Origin of the sequence: Bartonella sp. AC62GZZY (genome assembly GCF_042196525.1) — a bacterium.
In the GTDB taxonomy this organism is placed as follows: domain Bacteria; phylum Pseudomonadota; class Alphaproteobacteria; order Rhizobiales; family Rhizobiaceae; genus Bartonella.
In genome coordinates, this window is the sequence record NZ_JBHIQN010000017.1 from 1 (window position 1) to 24,372 (window position 24,372).

The following is a 24,372-nucleotide window of genomic DNA, read 5'->3' on the forward strand; positions in this document are numbered from 1 at the left end:
ACGACCACGGTTATTGATGATTTACCTATACGCTCAAAATTAGAGTATTCAGGACTTAATATTGGGTTAGCAACTTACGAATCCTCTCACACATGTGAAGAACAAGGAGAACTCCCCCTTTTTTCTAAAAGTAAAGATGTCATTAAAGCTGCTATTGTTAATAGATTTTACGACCCTAGCTATTGGAAAAAATGGGCAATAAATGTTGGTGATCTTGCTCAAACTCATATCATACGCTTAACTGAGGTTTTAACAAAATCAGAAACTGAAACACGGCAAGTGTTTAATGATTTTATGACCGAATTGCGGAGCAATTTAAACACAACTATCTCCGAACAAGACGCAATTGAAATGCTTGCACAACATCTTGTAACGCGTCCAGTCTTTAATGCTTTATTTGAGGGGCATCAGTTTGTTCAAGAGAATCCCGTATCTTGTGCTTTACAACGTGTACTCAATGTCCTTGATAAGTTTACTCTTAAAGAAGAATCTCAAGATCTCAAAAATATTTCTAAGAGTGTACAATTTTACACGCGTGGAATTACCACTCTTGAAGCACAACAAAGCTTAATTGTAGAGCTGTATAATGAATTTTTCCGTTATGCTTTTCCACGTACAGTAGAAAAATTAGGAATTGTTTATACGCCCATTGAGGTTGTTGATTTTATCATTCATTCTGTTGATGATGTCTTGCGTAATGAATTTGGAAAAAGTCTAGGATCACGAGGTGTCTCCATTCTCGACCCTTTCATTGGAACAGGAACCTTTATCACGCGGCTGTTACAATCAAAACTCATCAAACCAGAGGACATGGAATATAAATACCGTTATGATATCCATGCCAATGAGATTGTTTTACTCGCTTATTACATAGCAGCCATTAATATCGAAGCAACCTATCATGGTCTTATGAAAGGGAATTATATCCCATTCAAGCATATTGGTTTAACCGATACGTTTCATCTTTTTGAGAAAAAAGATCTGATGGAAGGTACTATGAAAGAAAACAGTGAATATTTAGAACATCAGAAAAATCTCAATATTGAAGTTATTTTTGGTAACCCTCCTTATTCAACAGGTCAAAAAAGTGAAAATGATAATGCAAAGAACACTCCCTATCCCATATTGAATGATCGTATTGGAGAAACTTATGCTGCTCAATCAAAAGCAACTTGCTTACAAGCACTTTATGATAGTTATATCCGTGCTATTCGTTGGGCTAGTGACCGTATAAAAAACCATGGTGTTATTGGTTTTGTCACAAATGCGGGTTTTATTGATGGAAGTTCTATGGATGGTTTACGCAAGTGCTTCGTTGAGGAATTCAGCAGCCTTTACATTTTCCATTTACGGGGGAACGCTCGGACCTCTGGAGAACAACGTAAGAAAGAAAGTGGTGGAATTTTTGGTGAAGGATCTCGTGCCCCTATAGCGATTTCTATTCTCGTAAAAAATCCAAAATCCAAACAACAGGGGAAAATATATTTCCGTGATATTGGAGATTATCTCACAAGAGAAAAAAAGCTTAAGACAATTAAAAAATTTAGGAGCATTGATGGCATTACACGGAGCAAAAAAGGTTGGCAAATAATTACACCAGATAAACATGGTGATTGGCTTGGTCAACGTGATGACAGTTTCAACGCCTTTTTAGCTATAGGTGATAAAGGTGACAAAAAAGGTCATGGTAAAAAACTCTTTGAAATATTTTCTCTTGGGATTGTAACTAATCGTGATGCTTGGGCATACAACTTAAGCCGTGAAGCTTTAGCAAAAAACATGAGTAATATGATTGGCTTCTATAACAGTGAAGTGGAACGATTTAATGATGCTTACACAGATACTGACCGTAAAAAACGTGCAAAGACTGTAAATGATTTCGTTGATACAGATGAGAAAAAGATAAGTTGGAGTCGTGCTCTTAAACAAGAGCTAGCAAAAGGGAAAGTTTTTAAATTTGAAGAGACATGCCTTATGCAAAGTTTGTATCGTCCTTTCACACGACAATGGCTTTATTATAATCGCTGCTTTAATGAAATGGTTTATAAAATGCCGCATATATTTCCAATGGAGCAAACAGTTGAAAATAAAGGAATTCAAATTACAGGTATAGGAGCAAAAAAAGACTTTTCTGTACTTATGATTAAGACCGTATCTGATCTTCAGGTGATAGAGAATGGTCAATGCTTTCCAAGATATTTTTACGAAGACACTACGGTTTCAAAAGCTAAAAACAATACACAAACTCATTTATTCGCAAATGCTACAGAGAAAAGTAAAACAGCTGGTTTACAGAAGCGTGATGCCATTACTGATGAAGGATTAGCACATTTTAAAGCTGCTTATCCTAATGAAACCATAACAAAAGATGATCTGTTTTATTATGTTTACGGGATTTTGCATTCGGAAGATTACCGTACCCGTTATGCACATAATTTATGCAAAGAATTGCCTCGTATCCCTTGCGTAAAAACTGCTGATGACTTTTGGAAGTTTGTGACAGCAGGGCGTGAACTCGGTTATTTGCACATGAATTATGAAACAGTAGAACCTTATCCAGTCACATTTAAAAAGGGTAATCCAAAACAGACAGAGATCTCTAATCCCGAAAAGTTTTATTATGTGACTGAAATGAAATTTTCTGGGAATAGTAAGGAAAAGGATAAATCGACAGTTTTTTATAACAGCAATATCATCATGAAGGATATCCCTCTTAAAGCTTATGAGTATATAGTCAATGGAAAGCCTGCTCTTGAATGGGTTATGGAACGTCAATGTGTTAAAACAGATAAAAAGAGTGGTATTGTTAATGATGCTAATCGCTATGCTGTTGAAACCATTGGCAACCCTGCTTACCCTCTAGAGTTGTTTCAAAGGGTTATTACCGTAAGTTTAGAAACAATGAAAATCGTGAAAAACCTACCAAATTTGGTATTAAGAGAAACTGAATAACTTATAAAGCATGCTCACATAATGGGTATGTTAATCTCACAAGGGGTAAAAGGTCTTATACCTATAGGTTCCTATACCCCCTTTATACATTGCTTACGTACAATCTTTAAAAGGATAATTTATCATGCGTTATTCTAAAAAGAAGAAACTTGCACTTTTAGATACTCTTATTTGGATTACTTTAAGAGATTATATCGTAATTTAAAATGATAGCTTTATCCTTTTCAAAAGCTTTGTTTAAAGAGGGTTATGTATATTCATTTTCTTATATTACTTATAGGTTTTGAATGTTTTCACCCCCCCCCCAAAACCCTTACAAAACATAGAGCATTAGTTGAATTTATAGGTTGTACTATTGATATAGGTTGTTTTTTGAAAAATTGATAAAAAATAACATATTGAAATATAATGATTTTTATTTTTTATTGAAAAATATGTAAAGGGGGGCGTAAAAAGCACCTCCAAAACTCATAACCATAATGGTCTTGATAGCATTTATTATGATTATAATCCCTTTCTTTTGAAAGGCTTTAAAAGATCACATACTCTCATAAGACATGTTTTAATCATTCACTAAATGATCACTTTTGTCGATTCAATGTACTGACACAAACTGACAAATATATATTTACAGTTGTATTTATTTGTTATTGTTGTTTTAATAAGTTGTATTTTGAAAAATTGATAAAACTTAACTTATTGAAATATAATGATTTTAATTTTTCTCATTTGAAAAAAATGATATAGGTTCTAAAAAGAACTGACAAGACTGACAAAAGTTTATTAAAAGGGATTTTGCTCATCTCTATAATGATCAGTTTCTATTGAGATGTTTTCATAACAAGCAATAAATCACAATTATCCTATTTATCATTTCTCTTATGAACATGAAAAATGATGCCATGGCTATAAAGAACATAACAACTATAGAGAAAGCAAAAATGCAAATGAAAGCATTTGTTATAAGAGCGCGGTGCTATTAAGGTTGTTTAAATTAGAGCCCCTTATAAACAAAATTCACAAAAAATTTAAAATTCATTTAGTAAAAAAATGATAGGTTATAAAGCTAAAAATACGCATAAAGAGAGCTTTTCTAAATATTATAAATGTATAGATTCAGAAAATAACGCAATCGTTTCATAAAACCTATAATATAGCTTTAAAAGCATATAAATATAAAAGAAGCAATTAATAAACATAAGATATTATCAATACATAACGTATTTAAAAAATAAGAAAAAACATAAAAAAGATAAAATGTTGTTTGACAATAAATACGTATTTTGTTATATAAATACTCAAGTGATGAAAACACTTAAACCGTAAGCGGATAGGTTACGAAACAGCCTCTCCCATGTCTTTAAAATACTGGCTATCTTTTATGTTTTTGTTAGTATATGAGAATTTTGTCGGGCGTGGTTATGCCATACAATACCCATTTATGGGAAAAGCATAACAACGGACTTACGGCCGTGTTTTCAACGCCCGATGCTCTTATAGAGTGTCAATTGAAAACGTTATTAACCCGTAAGGTTTTAATTATGACAAATATCTCAAAAAACACCCCCGTTATCTCTAATATTGCGAATGAAACGGCGTCTGTTAATCAACAAGAGCCTGCAAAAAAATATGAATTTATTGATGATTGTGAATATATCGATGGTCATTTCTTAACTCGAATTAGAGCCTTAAGAGATTTTGATGATGTGAAAAAAGGTGACTTCGGTGGCTATATTGAAAGTGAAGATAATCTCTCTCATGAAGGTAATTGCTGGGTGTATAATAAAGCTCGGGTCTTTCAAAATGCACGCGTCTTTGGAAATGCTAAAGTAAAAAGCTTTTTTGTTGATGTCTATGGTAATGCTCAAATTTATGGGAATGCTATTTTTGAAGGTATGACATTAAAGGACAATGCAAAGCTGTCTGGTAATGCGCATGCTAGCAACGCCGTTGTAATTGAAGGCAATGCACAAATTTATGATAACGCCCGTGTCACTGATCATGCTCATATTTCTGATAATGCTGTCATTTGTGATGATGCTCATGTCGGAGGCAATGCAAAAATAAGTGGCTCAAGAAGGTGAAAATATTTTCGGCAATGGTAGTATGACCGGTATCGCTATAACGCTCTTTATCAAAAAGCCCAATGTGACTGAATCATGTAAAATTTACTATCACGACATTGGTAGTAATCTTACAACTAAAAGGAAACTTGAGATCCTTGACGAATTTTACAGTATTGATGGTATTACCCATGAACAAGGCTGGCAAATAATTACACCGGATGAACATGGTGATTGGATTAACCAACGTGATAACAGTTTTGAAACATTCTTAGCTATAGGTGATAAGAAACCTCATAGCACAAAGCTCTTTGAGACTTATTCTCGTGGTATTATGACCAGTCGTGATCTTTGGGTTTATCACTCAAGTTATAAAGCTTTAGCTAACAACATGAGTAATATGATTACGTTCTATAATAACGAAGTGGAACGTTTTAATAATGCTTATGGACATGTTGATCGCAAGATACATAAAAATGCTGTAAATAATTTTATCAATTCGGATGAAAGCAAAATTAGTTGGAGCCATAATCTCAAACGAGACTTAGAAAAAGGAAAGATTTTTAACTTTGAAGATGATTGCCTCACGCAAAGCCTTTATCGTCCTTTTACCAAGCAATGGCTCTATTATAATCGTGATCTCAACGATGGTGTTTACCGAATGCCACGGATATTTCCAATAGGAAAAGTGGTTGAAAATAGGGTAATACAAGTTTCTTCTATGGGAGCACGAAGTGGCTTTTCTGTATTGATGATTAAGAATTTGCCTGACGTATGTGTAATTGATAACAGTCAATGCTTTCCAAGATATATCTACGAAAATGTTATATTTTCAAAAGAGAGAAATAAAAGTGAGAGACAATCCTATTTATTTACAAACTCTATAGAGGAAAACAAAACAGCTGGTTTACAGAGACGTAATGCTATTACTGATGAAGGTCTAGACCATTTTAAAGCCGCTTATCCTAATGAAACTATCACTAAAGATGATCTATTCTATTATGTTTATGGGATTTTCCATTCAAAAGATTATCGTACACGTTATGCACATAATTTATGCAAAGAATTGCCTCGTATCCCTTGTGTAAAGAGTGCTGATGATTTTTGGAAGTTTGTGACAGCAGGGCGTGAACTAGGTCATTTGCACGTGAATTATGAAAATGTAGAGCCGTATCCCGTGACCTTTAAAAAGGGTAATCCAAAACTGACAAAGATTTCTAATCCCGAAAAGTTCTATTATGTAACTGAAATGAAATTCGCAAAAATTAAGGATAGTAAGGAAAAGGATAAATCAACAGTTATTTATAATAGCAATATTACAATGACAGATATCCCTAAGGAAGCTTATGAGTATATAGTCAATGGTAAACCCGCTCTTGAATGGGTTATGGGGCGTCAATGCGTTAAAACAGATAAAAAGAGCGGTATTGTGAATGATGCTAATCGCTATGCTGTTGAAACCGTTGGCAACCCTGCCTACCCTCTAGAGTTATTTCAAAGGGTTATTACCGTAAGTTTAGAAACCATGAAAATCGTGAAAGACTTACCAAATTTGGTATTAAGAGAAACTGAATAACTTATAAAGCATGCTCACATAATGGGTATGATAAACGCATAAGGGGTATAGAGCTTATAACCATAATCTATACCTCTTTTTGTTAAGTTGATTAGATACAATCTCTAAAAGGAGTGTTTATATGCGTTATTCTAAAAAGAAATCCCATCTTAAAGTGAATAGGCTTCTTTTACATTGCCTTTAAGAGGTTATACCGTAATCTAAAATGATAGCTTTATTGTTTTCAAAAGCTTTGTTTAAAAAGAGTTATGTATATTCATTTTCTTATATTACTTATAGGTTTTGTAGGTTCTTAAAACCCCCAAAACCCCTTTTTATATATATTATAGATTGTATTTAATATAGGTTGTTTCTTTAAAACATTAACGCATTGAAATATAATGATTTTTATTTTGGATTAAAAAATAAAATAATACGTACAAAAAACACCCCCAAAACTCATAACCTAATGATCTTGATAGCATTTCTTATGAATTACAAACCATCTTTTGAAAGGCTTTAAAGGATCACATGATTTTCATAAAGCACGTTGTAATCATTCTATAAATCATAAGGTTATCATTCAAAAGAACTGATAAAATTCATAAAAAGGATTTTGATAACGTAATCAGTTTTTAATTTCATATGCTTTTCATAAGACACGTTTTAATGACTCATTAAAATGATCACTTTTGTCAGTTCAATTTACTGACACATAACTGACAAGTTTTAATCAATTCACATCATTGGCTATCTTTAAAGATTGTACTCTTGATATAAGTTATGTTTTAAAGATATTAACATATTGAAATATATTGATTTTAATTTTTTACCATTCAAAAAAAATAATAGAGGGTCTAAAAAGAACTGACAAAACTGACATCACTGACAAAAGCCTATTAAAAGGAATTTTACTGATCTCTATAATGATCAATCTCTCTTTAGATGTTTTCATAACAGTCTATAAATTACAATTATCCTACTTATCGTTTCTCTTATGAAAATGAAAAATTGATGCCATGGCTATAAAGCATATAACAGCTATAGAAAATGCGTAAAAACAGCAGCTTCAAATAACTAAACTGTAAATGAACGCATTGATTATAAAGAGAGCACCTATAAGAGGCTATTAAATTTTAAATGTATTATAAACAAAATTCACAAAAAAATTTAAATTCATTTAGTAAAAAAAACTGATAGGTTATAAAGATAAAAATACGCATTATGAGAGCCTTTTTAAATATTATAAATGTATAGATTCAAAAAACAGCGCAATCGTTTCTAAATCCCATAATATAGCTTTAAACGCATATAAATATAAAAGAAGCAATTCATAAGCATAAGATATTATCAATACACAACGTATTTAAAAAATACAAAAAAATATCAAAAAAAGATAAAATATTATTTGACAATAAATACGTATTTTGCTATATGCAAGACGATACGCTAATTTTTGTATTGTTATCCCCATTTCTTCTAAAAAAGCTACTTTTAGAACTTCACTAGAATGGGCGGGGTTATGCGTCATTTGTTTTCATTCCTTTCATCAACGGTAATCTTGATAATCAACAAGCTCCACATCTGTTCCGATAAAGCGAAAAATAACACGCCAATTTCCATTCATCTTAAAAAGTATATTACTCTTTATGCGCATTGGAAACGGCTTTTCTAGATCCTAGTAAGCTGAATATATAGCCTTGTCCGATTAGAACTCCAAAAATCGTAACAAAAACGCCTATGATTTGCATGATTTGAGGGATGAAGCCGAACAGGATTTGCACCAATAAGGCTGAAATAGGTACAAAATTGAAAAATATCGCCGTCTTACCCGGACCTCGGATCGCTATTCCAATATTCCAAAATAGGTAGGCTAAAACTGATCCTGCAACCCCCATCCAAAGGAGTGCGAATAAACTAGCGCCGGACATAGACATCGTTTCTTGAAGAGGGGATTCGAATAAAAAGGTTAGGACGCCAAGGGCGACGGTGCCAGAGAGCATCGTCCAGCTTGTTGTTTCAAGCGGGGTTGCGTTCTTGACAAATGACCGCGTGCCCACGGTATAGAACGCCCAACCAATGGAACCTAAAAGAATCATAATATCTCCTTTGGCAAAGGAAACATGGTTAGACAAAAATCTCCCATTTGTTATGACTAAATAGACCCCGAACATGCTAATGAGCATCCCTATAACCCTCTCACAGGTTGGGAAAGATTTATTCATGATAGCTTCAATAATATTAGCACTAATAGGGGTTGTCGCCATGATGAGGGAGGCTGTTATGGGATTTGACGTTTGCAAGCCAACAAATAAAGCGCCATTAAACCCTGCCACACCGATAATCCCTAGGAAAATATAAGAAATAAAATTTTGCGATAAAACATGCCACCGCAAGCCTTCTTTGAAAATCATAATTAAAAATATGGCGATTACGGCAATGAGAAACCGCTCAAAAGAAGCTGTCCATGGAGAAACAGTCGTTAAAGCTATCTTAGTGGCTTGGAAATTGGAACCCCAAAAAAAGGTTCCTACGAGGGTTAAGACAAGAGCTATTCTGGGCGTGATTTTCATTGGATAGATCCTTATATTTGATACCAAAGTGGAGCATCGAGACGTATAGAAGAAATTTGTGCGGTATTAGATGAGGAAAGAATAAAGTTGACCGCGGAAGCAATGTCATCTGGTTGAAGCATTTTGGCAAGATTCTCTGGAGGTATCTCTGGGAATCCTTTAAAATTGCGACGAAAATCCGTATTAACTTTATCAACTTGGATTGAACAAACACGAATATTTTGTGGCATTCCCCATAAGCGCAACCCACCACTATAGCCCTCTACAGCAAATTTAGAAGAAGAATATGAAATTAAAGAAGGATTGTATTCTACACCCCATATGGATGAAATATTTAAATATCGGCGCGAATCTCCTTTTTTAGATAGGGTAAAGTAGCAGCTATTATATAGAACATTCCTTTAATATTCACATCAAATGTTTCAGCACATTCTTGAGCATCAATTGTTTCTGGATCGCCACTATAACAAATGCTTGCTACATTAACTAAGACATCAAGACCACCAAATTCTAAGATAACCTTATGGACAGAAGAGTCAATGGCTTCTTTATCGCGGATATCAACAATCAATTTACATAAGCTTGCCGTATCGATGGAGGTTGGTAGTTCTATGTCAATGATGTCTGCACTTGCTACCTTATGACCATTTTTCAATAAGTTTAGAACAATTGCTTTACCGATGCCGCGAGCGCCTCCTGTGACTAAAATACGTTTCTGTTGTTGTGAGTAAATTCCGGTCGTGTTTTTTATCATTTCGTTTAGCATTTTCTATACCTGAAGTTGTAATCATTAATATTCAGCTAGTTTATTTTTAGCCATGCATTATGTATTACTGTATTATGTTTAATGTATTGAGTATTATTAAATTGTTTAAATAATAAGATAGCTTTAAAGTTTATTGTGATTAGGTTGAATAACTAAAGAACTGATATTTCATGTAAAGACGTCTCATTAAAAGGAAATACCTTTTTAGAGGAGAATGCTAGAGTTTGTGATTCTTTAGGTAGATTTAAACAGCGCCAACCATGCTTGTGAGCATACGCCTCAAGCAAAGGATCGCCAATAACAGCGACAGGATGACCTACAAGCTTCAGCATATGCTCATCGGAAATATCATCACCGTAGGCCCAGCAGTTCTTAAGGTCACCACCATGTTTTTCAATAAAATCCTGAATCGCAAGCGCTTTTCCAACGCCGATCGTTTGCGGAGGGACGAAACGGCCATTATATTTTTGCCCATCATGCAATAGTTTTGTGGCCAAGATGTAAGGTACACCTAGATGTTCTGCAATGGGGGCTAGAATTTCTATAAAAGAGCCGGATACTAAGACCGGCTCAATTTTTTGGCTATGATGGGATTTTAGTTCTGTTACTACTTCTTGGATTAAGAAAGTAGGATTAATCAACGCGCGCTTTGCCCAAGTTTCTGCACATCTTGTTACTTCTGCTACAGCACGTCCGGCAAAAAATTCATAAAAGAGACGGTTTATTACGCTGCGCGGACTCTGGTTATCATGGTGTGCACGTAAAATAGCAGTAGTATCTGCATATTCCTCTTGGTGAGCGTTGGTTGAAAAACCTAGCCAAGATTTATACCAGAAATCGTGGAAAGCGAGCATACTCTTGCTCCGAATAAGGGTGCCATCTACATCGAAGAATGCATACGCAAGACTCATTATTAATTTCTCCCTTCAAAAAAAATTAAATACTTTATAATGTTGTTTGTTCTTTATAAGCATGGATATGATTTATTCGTAATATTAATCCTTTGTTGTGAATTCCCAGAAACCTGTTTTTTTGAGCTTTAGCTGCGCGTGGACATCCCCTCCTAAGCCATACCATCCGATCGCACCGCCTCGATTCATTTGATAACTCATCCAAAGCAAGACGATATTTACTATTCGATTAGCAGAGGGATCGTTCACAGATGGAAACGGATTGGGTAATATTGCTTGATAAAAGGCATGCCCATCAGCATCTGCCAGTAGTATATTGGGAAGACCAAGTGGGCTGGGTCGTGTAGGTGCATGGGGATTCAGATCATGTTGCCGTAGTGCCATAATTGTGTAAAGACTGTTAGGAATTAACCCCAAAAATTCAAAACGAAAATGTCCTGTTCGTTGGTCGTTAGGGACGAAAACTTCCATGGATCCTTTCGCTTTACACCATTGTTCAAGGGTTATCGGCGCAGTAATCTTTCTACCATCTTGGTTTCGAGCGTCTGGTATTGGTACTTCATGGAAGCCATAGCTTGGCAGATAAATATTTTTCGCATTGGGGCATTGCGCTGGTGCAAATATTACTGGATAATTATTGCATGGTAATGGTAAGGGCAGAGTATGTAATACAAGAGAGGCATCACTACTAGAAAGAGGATCTGAAAGTTCTTTTATGATATCGTAGGGAGCATTCTTGCCGAATTCAGGAGTTACAGTAGAGGTTTATACCAAAGCTCTTCCCCACTCTGAGGTAAGTTCTCCATGGGAATTCATGCGATTGATTTGTCCAATAACAATAAAATTTCCCTTTTCATCCATTACTTCGCTCGGGGGATAAGTCGGTCCTTGTGTAGTCAAACTTAGTTCGTACATTATTGTTTTCATAGATAATGCCTCTACGCAAGATAAACATTTTCAAGGTTCTCAGCTTTCCGCGAGACAGAGTCCCTACCTGTTTGCTTGTTAAGAAATTTAATCGCTTGTTTGTGTTCATTCTTCTTTAGTTTTTCTGCATGATAAGCAGTAAACTGAAAGGAAAGAGTAGCGACGCTCGTGTCGCCTTGGTTAACTGAGATAGTTATATCGAAGTGAAGGCGAGATAATCTGGATATATCGCTAGAGTTAATTCGATAGTTAAAAACAACGTCAAGAGGGAATACAAACCCTGTAAAATTGGCAGCCAGGCTATTTAACACAAAGTAATACAGCTCCGTCCAGTTATCTCCGATAAAATATTCCTCAGTAACTGCTAAAAACATTTGACGAGCTGCTTCAATCAACACCATACCTTGTATATGTTGTCCAGTTTGATGATCATTCATTAGTTCTGACCGTTCATCCAATATTAAGTGAGATTCAAAATTATGCTCATCTAAACGTTTCGGGTGAGAGATAATCGCATTTCTGATGTAGTGCTTATGACTTTGCAGGCGGCTAACGCGAAGTGGACGCTGTAGTAGAGGAGAAATATCAATCCCGTGGGCTGCGAGTGGATATAGTCCTTGGTCATAAAGAGCTTGAGCTTGAACTTCTGTTAACCCTTGACCGCTAACAAGTTGACTATTACTAGGTAAATTGGCAAAGGAATTTGTACGTATCATCTCTAAAATTTCCCCAAAAGTCTTAACGTTTTCATGTATACTAAATTCATGAAATTTATTGCCAACTATAAAAATTTTCTTATTAGATGTATTTTCCATTGTGCTCCCTGCCTCAAAATTATAACTAATTTTAACTCTCTTTTTATATCTCTTTGATTTATTTGAAATAAAAACATACTCTTCATAAAATTATTATATGGCTTTAAAAATCGGTAACTACGTTATTGATCAAATATAAGCAAAAATTTACCAAAATAATTACATTACTTAAAACATACATGGCTTTTCGGTAATATTATAGAAGAGTAAGCGCTCATTTTTAGCAATCACTACCCTCCACTCAAACCAAAAGCTGTAGCTTAGTTTTACAGCTGTCGCCGTAGTTCGTTGTTAATTAATAAAGCGTTTGTAAATTTTTGTATAAAGTCCACCTTCTCCACCCGTGATAAAATTGTCTCCGGACTTTTTAATTATCTCTTGATAGCGCGGAGAAGAAAAAAGGCTCTTATAGATCTCAGGATCAACAGAAAAACCGGAGAGAAACATAACACCCAGCTCTGTACTAATGATGGAATGATAAGCAATAAACTCTTCAACCTCAGATACCTTGCGTACTAAGGTCAAAAATGGTTTTGTCTCGCCATTGGCGGTAGGAAGTAAAACGGCTTGGAGGAACCTCAATATGACGCAGCTGCAGATACGGTGTGCTAGGCAAAGACTGCTTGAGCACTTTTACCGATTCAACATAGGTCAAAAGTTGACGACGAAAGTCGTTCACAAGATCTTCTCTCAATAATTTTAATTCAAGCTCCCATATCCCAGGCAAGCTCTCAATCTGTTTTAATGAGGGCAAGGCTCTCAACTGCAGAACAGTCCTATTATCAAGAGATACAAACACCGTAGCCTGCTGCTCAGATTTTTCTGCTGTGATCTGCCTCCATTTCTTAGCTACTGTAAGAGTTTGGTTTTCTTTAGGATATATTTCTGTAATTAAAAGATACGGTGTAGACATTAAATTCTCCTTGAAATTAAGAAAAAAATTAAATTCGTAAGTATCACGCTTTTGATAATAATGATGTTGCTGGCAAATAAATTTCTCTATGTCTCCTTGCGTGAGGCAAAAACTTCTTTAGCAATTTCAACGACATTAATCGCTGCAGGAAAGCCTGCATAAGGAGCAATGTGAATTGCTAATTCAATCACCTGTTCGGGCGTGCCACCTACATTAAGCAGACCCTGTATATGCAGCTTCAGCTGTGGAATCGCAGTTCCTAACGCTGCCACCGTTATAATTTCCCGTTCAAAGAAGTTGAGGATAGGCCGTGTGTAGATATCACCAAACCCAAACTCAACAACAAAACGAGCTAAGTCTGGAGCAATGCTACCCAGTGTCTTAATAATCATTTGTCCATCGGGGCCATCAATATGTTCTAGTGCCTTCAGTCCAGATTCGTAGCGATCCTCGCATACTAATGGCGAGCCGCAACTAGATATGAAGTCTAGTTGCTTTTCATCAAAGACCTCTTTTGCAGCAAAAACACTATTTAAGGCTGCTGGAAACCCTGCATAAAGTGCCAACTGTATCATTACTTCAATCAGCTCAGCAGGACTACACCCAATATTAAGAGCACTGGTAAGGTGGAATTTGAGTTGCCGTCTTGCATTACCGAGAGTTGCAAAGATGGCAACGGTGGCAAGCTGCCGAATACGGCTTGTTAAGTGAGGTCGCTCATAAATTTCTCCATACACAAAAGAGATGATGAATTTTGCGAGATCAGGGGCAATATCGGCCATTTCTTCAAGAATTGAAGGGGTCTAGACCAATTCCATAGAGCGTAAACGCTCCACGCCCAATTCATAAGCATTTTTCTTATAATTTACAAATGTTTGTTCTTGCATGTAATGGCCCCCTCCCCACGGAGCTTTAATTGGATAAGGCTTTTACTTTCCTTAAAAACTAAACCTTCAATTAAAATGCAATACCTTATCTCCTCTTGCGGACTTGCATTGCATGAATCGTTATCGTGCTTTAATATCCTAGTCAATCATTTTTGTAAATTTATTTTATATTATTTTTCATTTTTTACATTATAGGCAATCCTTATGAAGCTATAGCAGATAGTAAGGGATTTTTCTATGGCATTAATATTACGTTGATGCAGCAGGCACGTGTAGCCTTTCCAGACGTTGTACTTAAGACTGAGCTAAAATTAGCAAATTAAACCCTTCTTATTCGTATTTGCGCAAGAGAACTGAGGTGTAACTTGTTGAGCGTAGAAACACCATGCATGATTATGTGCGCATTGAGCTATAGGACTTAGTTGTATTTAGTATTTTGCGGCTTGAATTTACCGAGGAAAGTGCGAAGCGTTAAATTTATAACAGATGCTACTGACTTACCTCTAATCTAATAAAGTTCTATCATGACAAAGCCATTTGTTGGGGTGTACGGAAGAGCTTTGTTTTTAACTCAAGTTAGAGGTATGTAATAGCAGATGAGTGCAGTACTCCTTTGCTGCAAAGTCCTCCAATCGGTTTAGCTAAAAATATTATGCCGCAATTAGGTGCCCAATATAGCTTGATCATGTCTATAAATTTTGGTTTAATACCTCTAGCACTGGAGAACTTTAGTAAAATTAATGCTGTGTGCCTCTATCAAGTTGTAAAATATATTATGCTTTAAGATCTCGGTAAAAATTTTCATGAGAGCCAAGTGCTAACAAGGTCAAAGTAATCGTGTGATCTTCATAGCTGTAAGCAAGCAGCGTCAATTGCTTGGCCATTTTAAATTTATAGACAAAAACACCAGAAAGATCACCTGTTTTGGCTTGACCAATGGTGGGCGTTTTCATAATGACGCGAACAGCTTGATCTAGATCTTGTTTTTGGTTGGCATGCAGTTTTTTGACAGTTTTTTTAAATGAATGGGTTTGTAAAACTTGCATAGATTCAGCCAAATTCGAATGCTGTTACATCGCCATGTGCATTTTCTTGTTGTCCAAGTAAGATTGCTTGAATAAATTGAAAGGAGAGATCTGGATTTTCTTCGGCTATTTTGCCCATACGCGACCAATATTCAATTTGCTTAGGAACCGAGCGGCTATAAACAGACGCGTAACGCTTAGCCTCATTAATGAGATCATCAGATAGTTTAACAGTTGTAGCCATGACTATACTCCTACCTTACAATAAGGTGGTAATATAGTTCAAAAGGTGTTAAAAAGCAACCTTTGAAACACAATAATCCTAGCAGATCTCTAACACAATTCCTTCTCTCACAGCCATCTTTCTTAATATCTGAAAGAAGAGAAAATAAAAGATAAATTTAGAACTAAATGATCGAGAATAAGCTCTAAAAAGGTTCGGGATAGGCAGAAAATAAGTTAAAAGAATCAACGGAATCAAAATTCCCGAACTTCTATATAATCTATTGATTTTATATAAATATAGCATTCCTACCCCCTCCGCCACAGCACTTTTGTCGTGCTATAAATTATTGATTCTATATGTCTTGTATGTAGCTTGTCAGCAGGTTTTGCAGCAATTCATTTTTAAAATTCACGTCTTTTTTAAAAAATTAAAGGGGTTTTCAAAGGGTCTTCAAAGACCTTTCAAAGATCATTTAAAGACCCTTTAAGGCAGCTTTTTCTCCTTTGCTAAAAGTCGCAATTTGAGATGATGAGCTCTTGAGCTGGAATTGGATTATTTGAACTGCATGTATAAGATATGGTGACCTCTTTTATCTTAAATGGGCTAAAGCTTTTGCGAATCTCCGGCACATCATTGAGTGACAGAAGAAACTTTCCCTTTAATTGTGCAAGCAGTGTGGACATCCTCTGATAATCCTCTCGCTTAAACAAATCCTTGCCATAGTAATCCTCAACACCCCAATAAGGCGGATCAAGGTAAAACAAGATGTTGGGACGATCATAGCGCCTAATAAACTCAAACCAATCTAAATGTTCAATGGTCACACCTGCTAAACGACGGTAAATAAGCTTTAAGGAGGCTTCAAGTTTGAGACTATTAAACCGTGCACCACGGTGTGGATCAATTCCAAACGTCTGTTTTGCCACTTTGCCACCAAAACTCAACCGCTGCAGATATAAAAACCGCAATGCCCGCTCTAAATCTGTCAGGGGCTTGGGATCTTGGGTGCGTAACCGTTCAAACGCCTCACGGCTACTCACCTGGAACTCCAACAGATCCATGAAAGGGTAATAATGGCGTTGCAACACCCGAAAAAAACTCACCACATCACCTGAACGATCATTGATCACTTCATATAAAGGAACTAATTTTCTCCTTAAAGATACAATATATTGATTTATAATGATAATCTAGCGTTATTCATATTGAATTAGACCCTCGAATAACCTAAGATTGTCTCATTTTAAATCAGTTTATATTGCTTCAATCAAAACCACTCATTTGCACATCACAAGCGGGATTGATATGTGGGTAAAAATTGTACAAGAAAGGAGTAAAAATGGCTCTTATGAACCGTCTTAATGCAAGATCTGTCGCAAACATTGGGGGCTGGCAAATATAATGATGGTGCTGGCTTGTTACTTCATAAGCGTAAAGATGGAGGTGCTCAATGGATTTTACGGTATACCCTTCACGGACGTCGTCGTGAAATGGGCTTGGGAGCGTTGCGAGATGTCTCTTTAAAACAAGCCCGTGAATTGGCAAACCAATGGCGTTCTGTTTTGCACGAAGGTCGTGATCCTATTAAAAAACGTGAGAAACAAAAGCGTGAAGCAATAAGCAATCTCCATTATTTAAAAGACATTGCCGTGGATGCTTTTGAAAGTCGTAAAGCTGAATTAAAAGGGGATGGCAAAGATGGAATTTTTTTTACACCTTTACGCCTTCATATTCTCCCCAAATTAGGCTGCCTCCCCGTTTCAGAGATTACGCAAACAGAGATACGCAATACCCTTTCTCCCATTTGGCATACAAAGGCTGTAATTGCTCGAACAGCATTGATACGTCTTAATCTTTGTCTCAAACATGCGGCTGCATTAGGTGTAGATGTTGATTTACAAGCTGTAGAAAAAGCAAAAGCTCTCTTAGGAAAACAACGCCATAAGGTCACTAATAGACCAGCCATGGATTGGAGAGAGGTTCCGGCTTTTTATAAAACACTCTGTGAAGCATCAACCCTAACACAACTGGCTTTGCGTTTGCTTATTCTGACAGGTGTCCGTACTAATCCCTTGCGTCATATTCGTGAAAATCAGATTGATGGGGATATATGGACTATTCCTGCTGAAAATATGAAAAGAAAGCGTGATACAACAAAAGAATTTCGTGTGCCTTTATCATCTGAAGCATTAGACATTTTAAAACAAGCGCGCGGGCTTTCTCGCAATGATTTCTTCTTTTCTGCAACCGGTCGCGGTTCTCTTGGTGAGAATTGTATGGCAAAATATATGCAACAGATTGGACTTGAAGCCTGCCCGCATGGTTTTCGCTCTAGTTTACGCGATTGGCTTGCTGAAACAACCGATGCCCCCTATGAAGTCGCTGAAACCATTCTAGCTCATACGGTCGGGGGGCAAGTAGAGCGTGCCTATCGTCGTACTGATTATCTAGAGCAGCGCCGTGTCTATATGGATAAATGGGCGGCTTATGTCACCGGTCAATCTTAAGATATGGGGTGCATAACCCCATGATCTGTGGATAACTTTCTCTCTCTTCTCTCTCATTCGCTCTCAATTAGAATCATAATTTATCACATGAGAATTTATATGATAAAATATTGTTTTCTATAAATAAAATACCTTCAAAAATGAACCAAAATGTGCTTAATAAATTAGGTATGATTTGGTTCTATTTTTTATTATGAAAGGATTTTAGAATGACAGAAAATGATATTCTTTTAACAGACCGTGAAAGTGCAAAATTGCTTCATATGAGTGTCTCAACTTTCCGCCGTCATGTTACCAATGGCTCTTTACCAAAACCCTTAAAATTTGGTTTTTTATCTCGTTGGTTACAATCGGATCTTTTGAATGTCATCGAGCAAGCAAAACAGCAACGTTATAACGACGTGGCATAAAAAAACCTTGTCACGTAAGGACGGACAAGGCTTTCTCAAACTCATCAATCTAGAGATAGCACAATCCGTCCTATGACGCAATGTTATAGGATTAAAATGATGTGTTCTTTTAAGAATGCGTAGGGCATTACACGTGCTGTGCCGGGGGGTATGGGCGTTTAAAATGGCCCGTTGTCTTGCTTATGATGATAGGTTGTTATCCCTTAATAAATTGGCGTACTTTATAAATTATGCTCACTAACATCTTTAAGAATTTCTAAAACATCAAGAGAAAATCGGTTATACAAAAAACTCAGGTGTCAATAACAATCCCCTGCTCTGTTCTTTCGATTAAAGCACTAAGCTTTCCTTCTATTTATAGTTTATATTCAATATGGAATGAAGAAAAAGCATTTTTGTTAGCATATTCTAACAAACCAAGTTTTTGATTTTCTGTATCTTGTCATCAGGAGAAACTCGTAAATATGCGTAAAATTGTGTCACGTTCAATAAAGACCATCAATTAAGTGTATAAGTATCAGAAAAAACGATAAGCTTCTTTGATACAAAAAATCAAAATGATCAAAGATAAAAACAGATATCTTATTTTCATTTCCAAACAACAAATTGAAAAATTCATAGGAAATTTGATTGATCAGATTTAACCATTAGATTAATATTTCAAGACAGATTACAGAAAGGGATTTCCTATGCAAAAGAAATTACCCAAAAGTTATATGACGGATGCTGAACGTGAGGAGTTACGAGCAGTCGGGTTAGATCAAAACTGCATTTATACTGCTGAATCAGAAGCAGCAGACCGTGCTAATGATAGCAAAGCGGCGTGGGAATGGTTAGCAATGACTGAACCTCCAGCACATACACTTCTGTTTCTTAAAAAGCGGCATGGAGCACAATTTATTCGTGATATGGGATTTTCTACTAAAGATGCTGATAAAGAATATGGTCCCGATTGGTTAGATAAAGATGTTATCATAGGAGGTCATCATTTCTAAAGAATTTGAGGAGTTAGAACGTATTTTTGTTCGCGAAATAACTATGTAAAAAGTCTTGATGAAGCATTGATGACCAAGAAACTACATGATGTGCGCAATGATTTGTGTAGTTATCTTCGTAACATTGAGAAAAGCGGTGGTTTGTCATTACTTATTGATACGGAGCGTAGTCTTGTAGAAAACGATCTGCTAAGATATGCCAATAGTAAGGCTATGATTAGTAGTCTTAAAAAAGCTTTAATGGAAATAGATATTATTAAGAAGCACATAATCCTTGTTAGTAATCCTGCGCAATATAAGACAGTAAATGAAGTTCATAGTTTACCCAAAAATCGTAAAGGCGGATTACCTTACGATGAAGCACGTCAAGCAATAGCATCCCATTATGCAAGGTTAGGAAACTTAGATAAATCTCGTTTAACGTCAATTGAAAAATCAATTATTGATGTGCGTAAAGAAAATATGACGATTATGCGCAAGCTCTACGAAAAGATGAAAGCCAAAGCTATTGGTATAGATTTCTAACTCAATAAAATACTTATAACAAAGCTTTTTACATTAGTTTATTCACACATCTTTAAAAGTAATGGTTAAATGAAAATCTCTCGTTTATATAGCTTTTTTGAAGGGAAAAACTGTCAAATGAGATATCCGTGCTGGTTTCTTTTTCCATTCAATCAAAAAAACTTCATTTCTCATTTTCTTAGTTCTGTTTATATTCTTCATAGGAATATTAAAAGTATCCGACAGGGAGAACCCGTGATGATTACTAACATTCTGACATTTATTGTCCTGTTTGTTAATTATTTCGCTGGATGGTCTACACTTTTACTGAACTACCCCACAGTTTTTTGCTATCTGTCACTTGCTCTGGTTTCATTGATTAGCTTGCTGGTAAAGAAACCCTTTACCATTTTTTATGCCAGTGCTGGTGTTTCTGAAGAAAAACGCAAACATATCCTATTTTATCTCATCAATAAATATATTACACGTATTTGGGTAATCATCTTTTTTGCCAATGGTCTTCTAGTGGCTTTTTTTACATGGACCTCCCAGATTTGGTTAATCACTATGGGTTTAATTTGTGCTGGTATTCTTTTTTCTAAATATCTTCCTAACATCATGCAATATTTTTATCGCATCAAACATCATGGAGCATAATATGTCATTGTTTAACATTCTGACCGGAACCCCTTTATGGGCTTGGATTTTGCTTATTTTTCTCATTGCGAGGGGAATAATCGCATTGAAAGATAGGGAAACGAAGGTTTACCGCCTTTTTCTCTTGCCGTTAGTCTTTCTTTTTTTGGGCGCAAGCGATGTGATTAACCAGCTGGCCTTCCCGCGCTGGGGAGCAGTCTCAATGTTGGCAGGGCTGATGATCGGCTTTGGCGTTGGATGGTTGCTCTGGCGTGCTACTGCGCGTTTAAAAATCAAAGAGGGAACGGATTTCATTATTCTGCCTGGTACGCCGTTGACGCTGACATTTATTCTTATCGCTTTTGTCATCAAATTCACATTGATTGTTTTTCTCAAGGTTGTACCTGATTTGAAATATGCATTTGATTTTAACCTTCTTTTTGGTCTTTTAAGTGGGTTTACTGGTGGTGTGTTGTGGGGCGGCACATTAAATTTATATATAGCATTTCGAAAGAATCCAAATTAATCCCTATACCATTAGCTGTGGGTGCTTCCCATTAGAACTATCTCAATAGAAGCTTATTCCTAACAACAACGCTGCATACAAATGCAGCGTTGCCTCGTAGTTTCAGATTTTTTTATCCCAGTGCGTGAATAGGTGAGGGAAGTGATATATCTGACTATGCTCTCTTGGGGGAAGAGCGAGCCTAAAGGTTTAGAATGCTATGAGTTTTGAGTTAGCTGGACTTTGAGCAGATGGTTTATCGCTCATGGAAAATCATTTTGTTTTACGATTCAAAAAGAGGATAGTGATGGTCTCATTGGCGTAGGTGGGCAAGAAAACTGTTAGCTTGGCAATGCATCAACAATTTGTAGAACTATGTTGTGTAACCCCTACGCAAAACGGTTGCTATGATGGTATGATGCTTTTGTCAAACATTATGATATGGGGAGGAACCGGTGTTTAAGGGTGCAACTGCGGTCACTATACGATCCAGTAGCATTACGTTTTTACGTTTGAGTATTTAGGAGCGGTAGACTCTGTACAGGCTATGCGTGCAATATGTGAAGCACGCTTGTGGGAATCAGTGTGCCATTATTGCGTTGTGCATGCAACCCTCTAGCTAGTACTTCATTGGTAAGGTTGTTTTTTGAAGCTGATTAATTATCTGTGTGTTTTTTAAGAGAACGTTAGCACTGATGTATCGCGTGCCGTACCAAGAAATCTTCCAAAAAAAAATTATTAAAAATACTAAAAATATATGTGCAAGATGAACAAATGCTTGCTGAGGATATTCTTCTCCTTTGAGAATTTGGCATCTCCTCTTAGCTTAATACGTTCTCATTATGATATAAACCCTTGGTTCTCCTGAACACCCGCTTGTGATGCGCTTTTCTGCTGAAGCTCAAGAGATCTTTCGTGAATGGATGCAAAAGATTTTTAAAAAAGCTAAAGAGAATAACCTTTCTGAAAGCTTACAAGCGCATCTTTTAAAAATGCCAAAGACCATAGCAAGCCTTGCGTTGATTTTTGAATTAACCGAAGGGGGGCGTTTTGAAATCAATAAAGATGCCCTTCAAACAGCCTTGCGATGGGAAAAATATTTGTTCAGTCATGTCAAAAGGCTTTATGCGGCGGCGGATAACTTAGCAACAGAGGGGGCAAAATTGATTGTCGAACGTTGTGATTGTTTACCCGATGTTTTTACTTTACGTGATATTCATCAAAGAAGTTGGATCGGTTTAACAGATAATAGAGCTGTTAAGAAAGCTTTAGAGCTCTTATGTCGCTCCAATCATATTCGTCAAATAGCAAGCGAAAATAGCTCTCAAGGCGGTCGACCTACCATACGTTATGAATGGCACCCTTTCGTTAAAAACAACAGCATCAAACAATGAAGTCATTGTAATCTTTTGTTATCCTTAAAACCTTCAAAGATCTTATCGTACCAACAAAGGGTTTACGAATTATCTTTGAGGTTTTTTGTTTTATCATTTTTTAAAGAAGAAACATGCTCCTTTTACCTTGTATCAAAGATATCCAAAATACAATCTCTATAGGTTTTGACGGTTTTTACACCTTCAAAACCTATAAGGAAAATGATTCATAAAATCTATCAAAGTACTCATTCTGATATTTTAAAGTACATAGTACATTTATCTTGATTAACCCGTGAAATGAATAGCAGATTTTACTACTTTGCTGGTCTTATTCCATGTCATGGGCTGTTGATAAACAAGCTTTAAAACCCCTTTTGAAAAAAATATCCGCTTTTTTTAGCAGCTTTTTCCCATTTTTATCGTTATTTACTTTAAATGTATTTAATTGAATTCGTTTTGATTCTTTTGATGATTATTAATCATATTATATGAAAACGAAGCCCTGTTGTAATATGCATCACTTTAATAAGTATGATAATGAATATGTCACTTTACGCTCTCTGTTGGAATATTATCGTCAACAAGCTAAATCACTCCGTGAATTAGGAACATTGTTTGAAAACCTTGTCATAGCTTATTTGACGAAAGACCCTCTCCATTATGGACGCTACGAAAAGGTAGAAACCTATTATGAATGGGCGCAAGAGCATGAAGGTTGGAATAAAAATGATATCGGTATTGATCTAGTTGCTAAGCTTCATCATCAAGAGGGTTATGTCGCTATTCAATGTAAGTGTTATAAAGCAGACCATCAGATCAGTAAAAAGGATATTGATAGCTTTATCGCTGCCTCTGGAAAAGACATCTTTAAATATCGTCTTCTCGTTGATAGTACGGAAGTGGAATTAAGTGACAATGTGAATGCCATGATTAAAGGACAAGCGATACCCGTTTATCGCATTGACCTTCGTCATATGGAAAACAGTCGGATAGATTGGCAAATATTTGCAACAAAACAAGAAGTTTTTCTTAAATCAATCAAAGAGCCTCGTCCCCATCAAGAAGAAGCCATCAAGAAAGTCTGTGAAGGTTTACAAGAAGCAGACCGTAGCAAACTCATTATGGCATGTGGAACGGGGAAGACTTTCACAAGTCTTAAGATAGCAGAAACCCTTGCTGGGAAAGGCAAGCGTGTGTTGTTTCTGGTTCCTTCTCTGGCTTTAGTCTCACAAACAATCCGTGAATGGACAGCCGATGCACAAATCCCGTTGCGTTCCTTTGCGGTTTGTTCTGATACAAAAGTAGGCAAGCGTCATAAAAACCAAGAGGATATTGTTGGTATGGAAACATCAGATCTTGTTCTCCCTGCTACCACGGATGCAAAAGCCCTTGCTAAAGAAGCGCGTGAAAATCTAGCAGATGCAATGACGGTAGTCTTTTCAACTTACCATTCTATCCAAGTGATTTCGGATGCACAAAAGGATCATGGATTACCCAAATTTGATTTGATCATCTGTGATGAAGCACACCGTACTACTGGGGCTTTATTGGGAAGTGAAGACAATGAATCCGAATTTATCAAGGTTCACGATAACAGCATCATTCAAAGCAAAAAACGCCTCTACATGACAGCAACCCCAAAGATCTTTAGTGACAAGCTAAAAAGGAATGCTTTCTTATCCAATAACATTTTAGTGTCCATGGATAATGAAAAACTCTATGGCAAACAACTTTACACTTACAACTTTTCACGTGCTTTAGAGGATAAGCTGTTATCACCTTGTAAAGTTATCATATTAGTTGTCAACGAAGAAGAAGTAAGTCAA

At 36.2% G+C, this 24,372-nt stretch carries 20 protein-coding genes and 5 pseudogenes; 11 read left to right on the forward strand and 14 right to left on the reverse strand.

Annotation, left to right across the window (positions count from 1 at the left end):
• From ACFIML_RS07940 to ACFIML_RS07950, 3 genes and pseudogenes are all read left to right on the forward strand, one after another.
• Window positions 1-2,952, forward strand: a 2,952-nt coding sequence (locus ACFIML_RS07940; protein ID WP_375687827.1) for a type ISP restriction/modification enzyme, incomplete at its 5' end; no start/stop codon positions are given.
• 1,541 nt (window positions 2,953-4,493) lie between these two features.
• Window positions 4,494-5,027, forward strand: a pseudogene (locus ACFIML_RS07945) (hypothetical protein); the annotation flags it as partial.
• On the forward strand, window positions 5,020-6,591 hold the full coding sequence (locus ACFIML_RS07950; RefSeq protein ID WP_375687829.1) for a type ISP restriction/modification enzyme: 1,572 nt from the start codon (window positions 5,020-5,022) through the stop codon (window positions 6,589-6,591). The pseudogene ACFIML_RS07945 and the gene ACFIML_RS07950, both read left to right, overlap by 8 nt.
• Window positions 6,592-8,008: 1,417 nt before the next feature.
• Here ACFIML_RS07950 and ACFIML_RS07955 read toward each other — a convergent pair.
• From ACFIML_RS07955 to ACFIML_RS08020, 14 genes and pseudogenes are all read right to left on the reverse strand, one after another.
• A pseudogene (locus tag ACFIML_RS07955) lies at window positions 8,009-8,101 on the reverse strand (transcriptional regulator); the annotation flags it as partial.
• Window positions 8,102-8,119: 18 nt separating this feature from the next.
• Window positions 8,120-8,197, reverse strand: a pseudogene (locus ACFIML_RS07960) (Killer protein); the annotation flags it as partial.
• Window positions 8,198-8,210: 13 nt separating this feature from the next.
• Window positions 8,211-9,143, reverse strand: a complete 933-nt coding sequence (locus ACFIML_RS07965) for a DMT family transporter (protein WP_375687831.1) — start codon at window positions 9,141-9,143, stop codon at window positions 8,211-8,213.
• An 11-nt stretch (window positions 9,144-9,154) separates the two neighbouring features.
• A pseudogene (locus ACFIML_RS07970) lies at window positions 9,155-9,909 on the reverse strand (SDR family oxidoreductase).
• 152 nt (window positions 9,910-10,061) lie between these two features.
• Window positions 10,062-10,820, reverse strand: coding sequence for an HAD family hydrolase (locus ACFIML_RS07975; protein WP_375687833.1), 759 nt, complete (start codon window positions 10,818-10,820; stop codon window positions 10,062-10,064).
• Between the two features lie 84 nt (window positions 10,821-10,904).
• Window positions 10,905-11,291 (reverse strand): hypothetical protein, encoded by a 387-nt coding sequence (locus ACFIML_RS07980; RefSeq protein ID WP_375607430.1) that lies wholly within the window; start codon window positions 11,289-11,291, stop codon window positions 10,905-10,907.
• 294 nt (window positions 11,292-11,585) lie between these two features.
• On the reverse strand, window positions 11,586-11,747 hold the full coding sequence (locus tag ACFIML_RS07985) for a hypothetical protein (RefSeq protein ID WP_375607429.1): 162 nt from the start codon (window positions 11,745-11,747) through the stop codon (window positions 11,586-11,588).
• An 11-nt stretch (window positions 11,748-11,758) separates the two neighbouring features.
• A complete protein-coding gene (locus ACFIML_RS07990) occupies window positions 11,759-12,562 on the reverse strand; it encodes an AfsA-related hotdog domain-containing protein (protein WP_375687835.1) in 804 nt (267 codons plus the stop codon).
• A gap of 291 nt (window positions 12,563-12,853) precedes the next feature.
• On the reverse strand, window positions 12,854-13,087 hold the full coding sequence (locus ACFIML_RS07995; protein WP_375687837.1) for a hypothetical protein: 234 nt from the start codon (window positions 13,085-13,087) through the stop codon (window positions 12,854-12,856).
• Window positions 13,062-13,475, reverse strand: coding sequence for a hypothetical protein (locus tag ACFIML_RS08000; protein WP_375687839.1), 414 nt, complete (start codon window positions 13,473-13,475; stop codon window positions 13,062-13,064). The genes ACFIML_RS07995 and ACFIML_RS08000 overlap by 26 nt, the downstream gene beginning before the upstream one ends.
• Before the next feature lie 86 nt (window positions 13,476-13,561).
• Window positions 13,562-14,257: a carboxymuconolactone decarboxylase family protein gene (locus ACFIML_RS08005; RefSeq protein WP_375687841.1), complete on the reverse strand. Its 696-nt coding sequence runs from the start codon at window positions 14,255-14,257 to the stop codon at window positions 13,562-13,564.
• A gap of 878 nt (window positions 14,258-15,135) precedes the next feature.
• Window positions 15,136-15,408: a type II toxin-antitoxin system RelE/ParE family toxin gene (locus tag ACFIML_RS08010; protein WP_012231665.1), complete on the reverse strand. Its 273-nt coding sequence runs from the start codon at window positions 15,406-15,408 to the stop codon at window positions 15,136-15,138.
• A gap of 4 nt (window positions 15,409-15,412) precedes the next feature.
• Window positions 15,413-15,631, reverse strand: a complete 219-nt coding sequence (locus ACFIML_RS08015; protein ID WP_375607422.1) for a TA system antitoxin ParD family protein — start codon at window positions 15,629-15,631, stop codon at window positions 15,413-15,415.
• A 488-nt stretch (window positions 15,632-16,119) separates the two neighbouring features.
• Window positions 16,120-16,803, reverse strand: a complete 684-nt coding sequence (locus ACFIML_RS08020) for a DNA adenine methylase (RefSeq protein WP_375687846.1) — start codon at window positions 16,801-16,803, stop codon at window positions 16,120-16,122.
• A gap of 149 nt (window positions 16,804-16,952) precedes the next feature.
• On the opposite strand from ACFIML_RS08020, the pseudogene ACFIML_RS08025 reads away from it, so the two are divergent.
• From ACFIML_RS08025 to ACFIML_RS08060, 8 genes and pseudogenes are all read left to right on the forward strand, one after another.
• Window positions 16,953-18,120: pseudogene (locus tag ACFIML_RS08025) on the forward strand (tyrosine-type recombinase/integrase).
• Between the two features lie 209 nt (window positions 18,121-18,329).
• The gene (locus ACFIML_RS08030) at window positions 18,330-18,530 is read left to right on the forward strand and encodes an AlpA family transcriptional regulator (protein ID WP_007347430.1); all 201 of its coding nucleotides are present in this window, start codon (window positions 18,330-18,332) and stop codon (window positions 18,528-18,530) included.
• A 689-nt stretch (window positions 18,531-19,219) separates the two neighbouring features.
• Complete coding sequence (locus ACFIML_RS08035) at window positions 19,220-19,525, forward strand: hypothetical protein (protein WP_375607523.1); 306 nt, start codon at window positions 19,220-19,222, stop codon at window positions 19,523-19,525.
• Window positions 19,526-19,594: 69 nt separating this feature from the next.
• Window positions 19,595-20,050: a hypothetical protein gene (locus ACFIML_RS08040; protein ID WP_375607524.1), complete on the forward strand. Its 456-nt coding sequence runs from the start codon at window positions 19,595-19,597 to the stop codon at window positions 20,048-20,050.
• Between the two features lie 237 nt (window positions 20,051-20,287).
• Window positions 20,288-20,686, forward strand: coding sequence for a hypothetical protein (locus tag ACFIML_RS08045; protein ID WP_375607525.1), 399 nt, complete (start codon window positions 20,288-20,290; stop codon window positions 20,684-20,686).
• Between the two features lies 1 nt (window position 20,687).
• Window positions 20,688-21,191 (forward strand): hypothetical protein, encoded by a 504-nt coding sequence (locus tag ACFIML_RS08050; protein WP_375607526.1) that lies wholly within the window; start codon window positions 20,688-20,690, stop codon window positions 21,189-21,191.
• An 860-nt stretch (window positions 21,192-22,051) separates the two neighbouring features.
• Complete coding sequence (locus tag ACFIML_RS08055) at window positions 22,052-22,564, forward strand: DUF3987 domain-containing protein (RefSeq protein ID WP_375687848.1); 513 nt, start codon at window positions 22,052-22,054, stop codon at window positions 22,562-22,564.
• 494 nt (window positions 22,565-23,058) lie between these two features.
• Window positions 23,059-24,372 (forward strand): DEAD/DEAH box helicase family protein (locus tag ACFIML_RS08060; protein ID WP_375687844.1); only part of this gene is annotated, 1,314 nt, incomplete at its 3' end.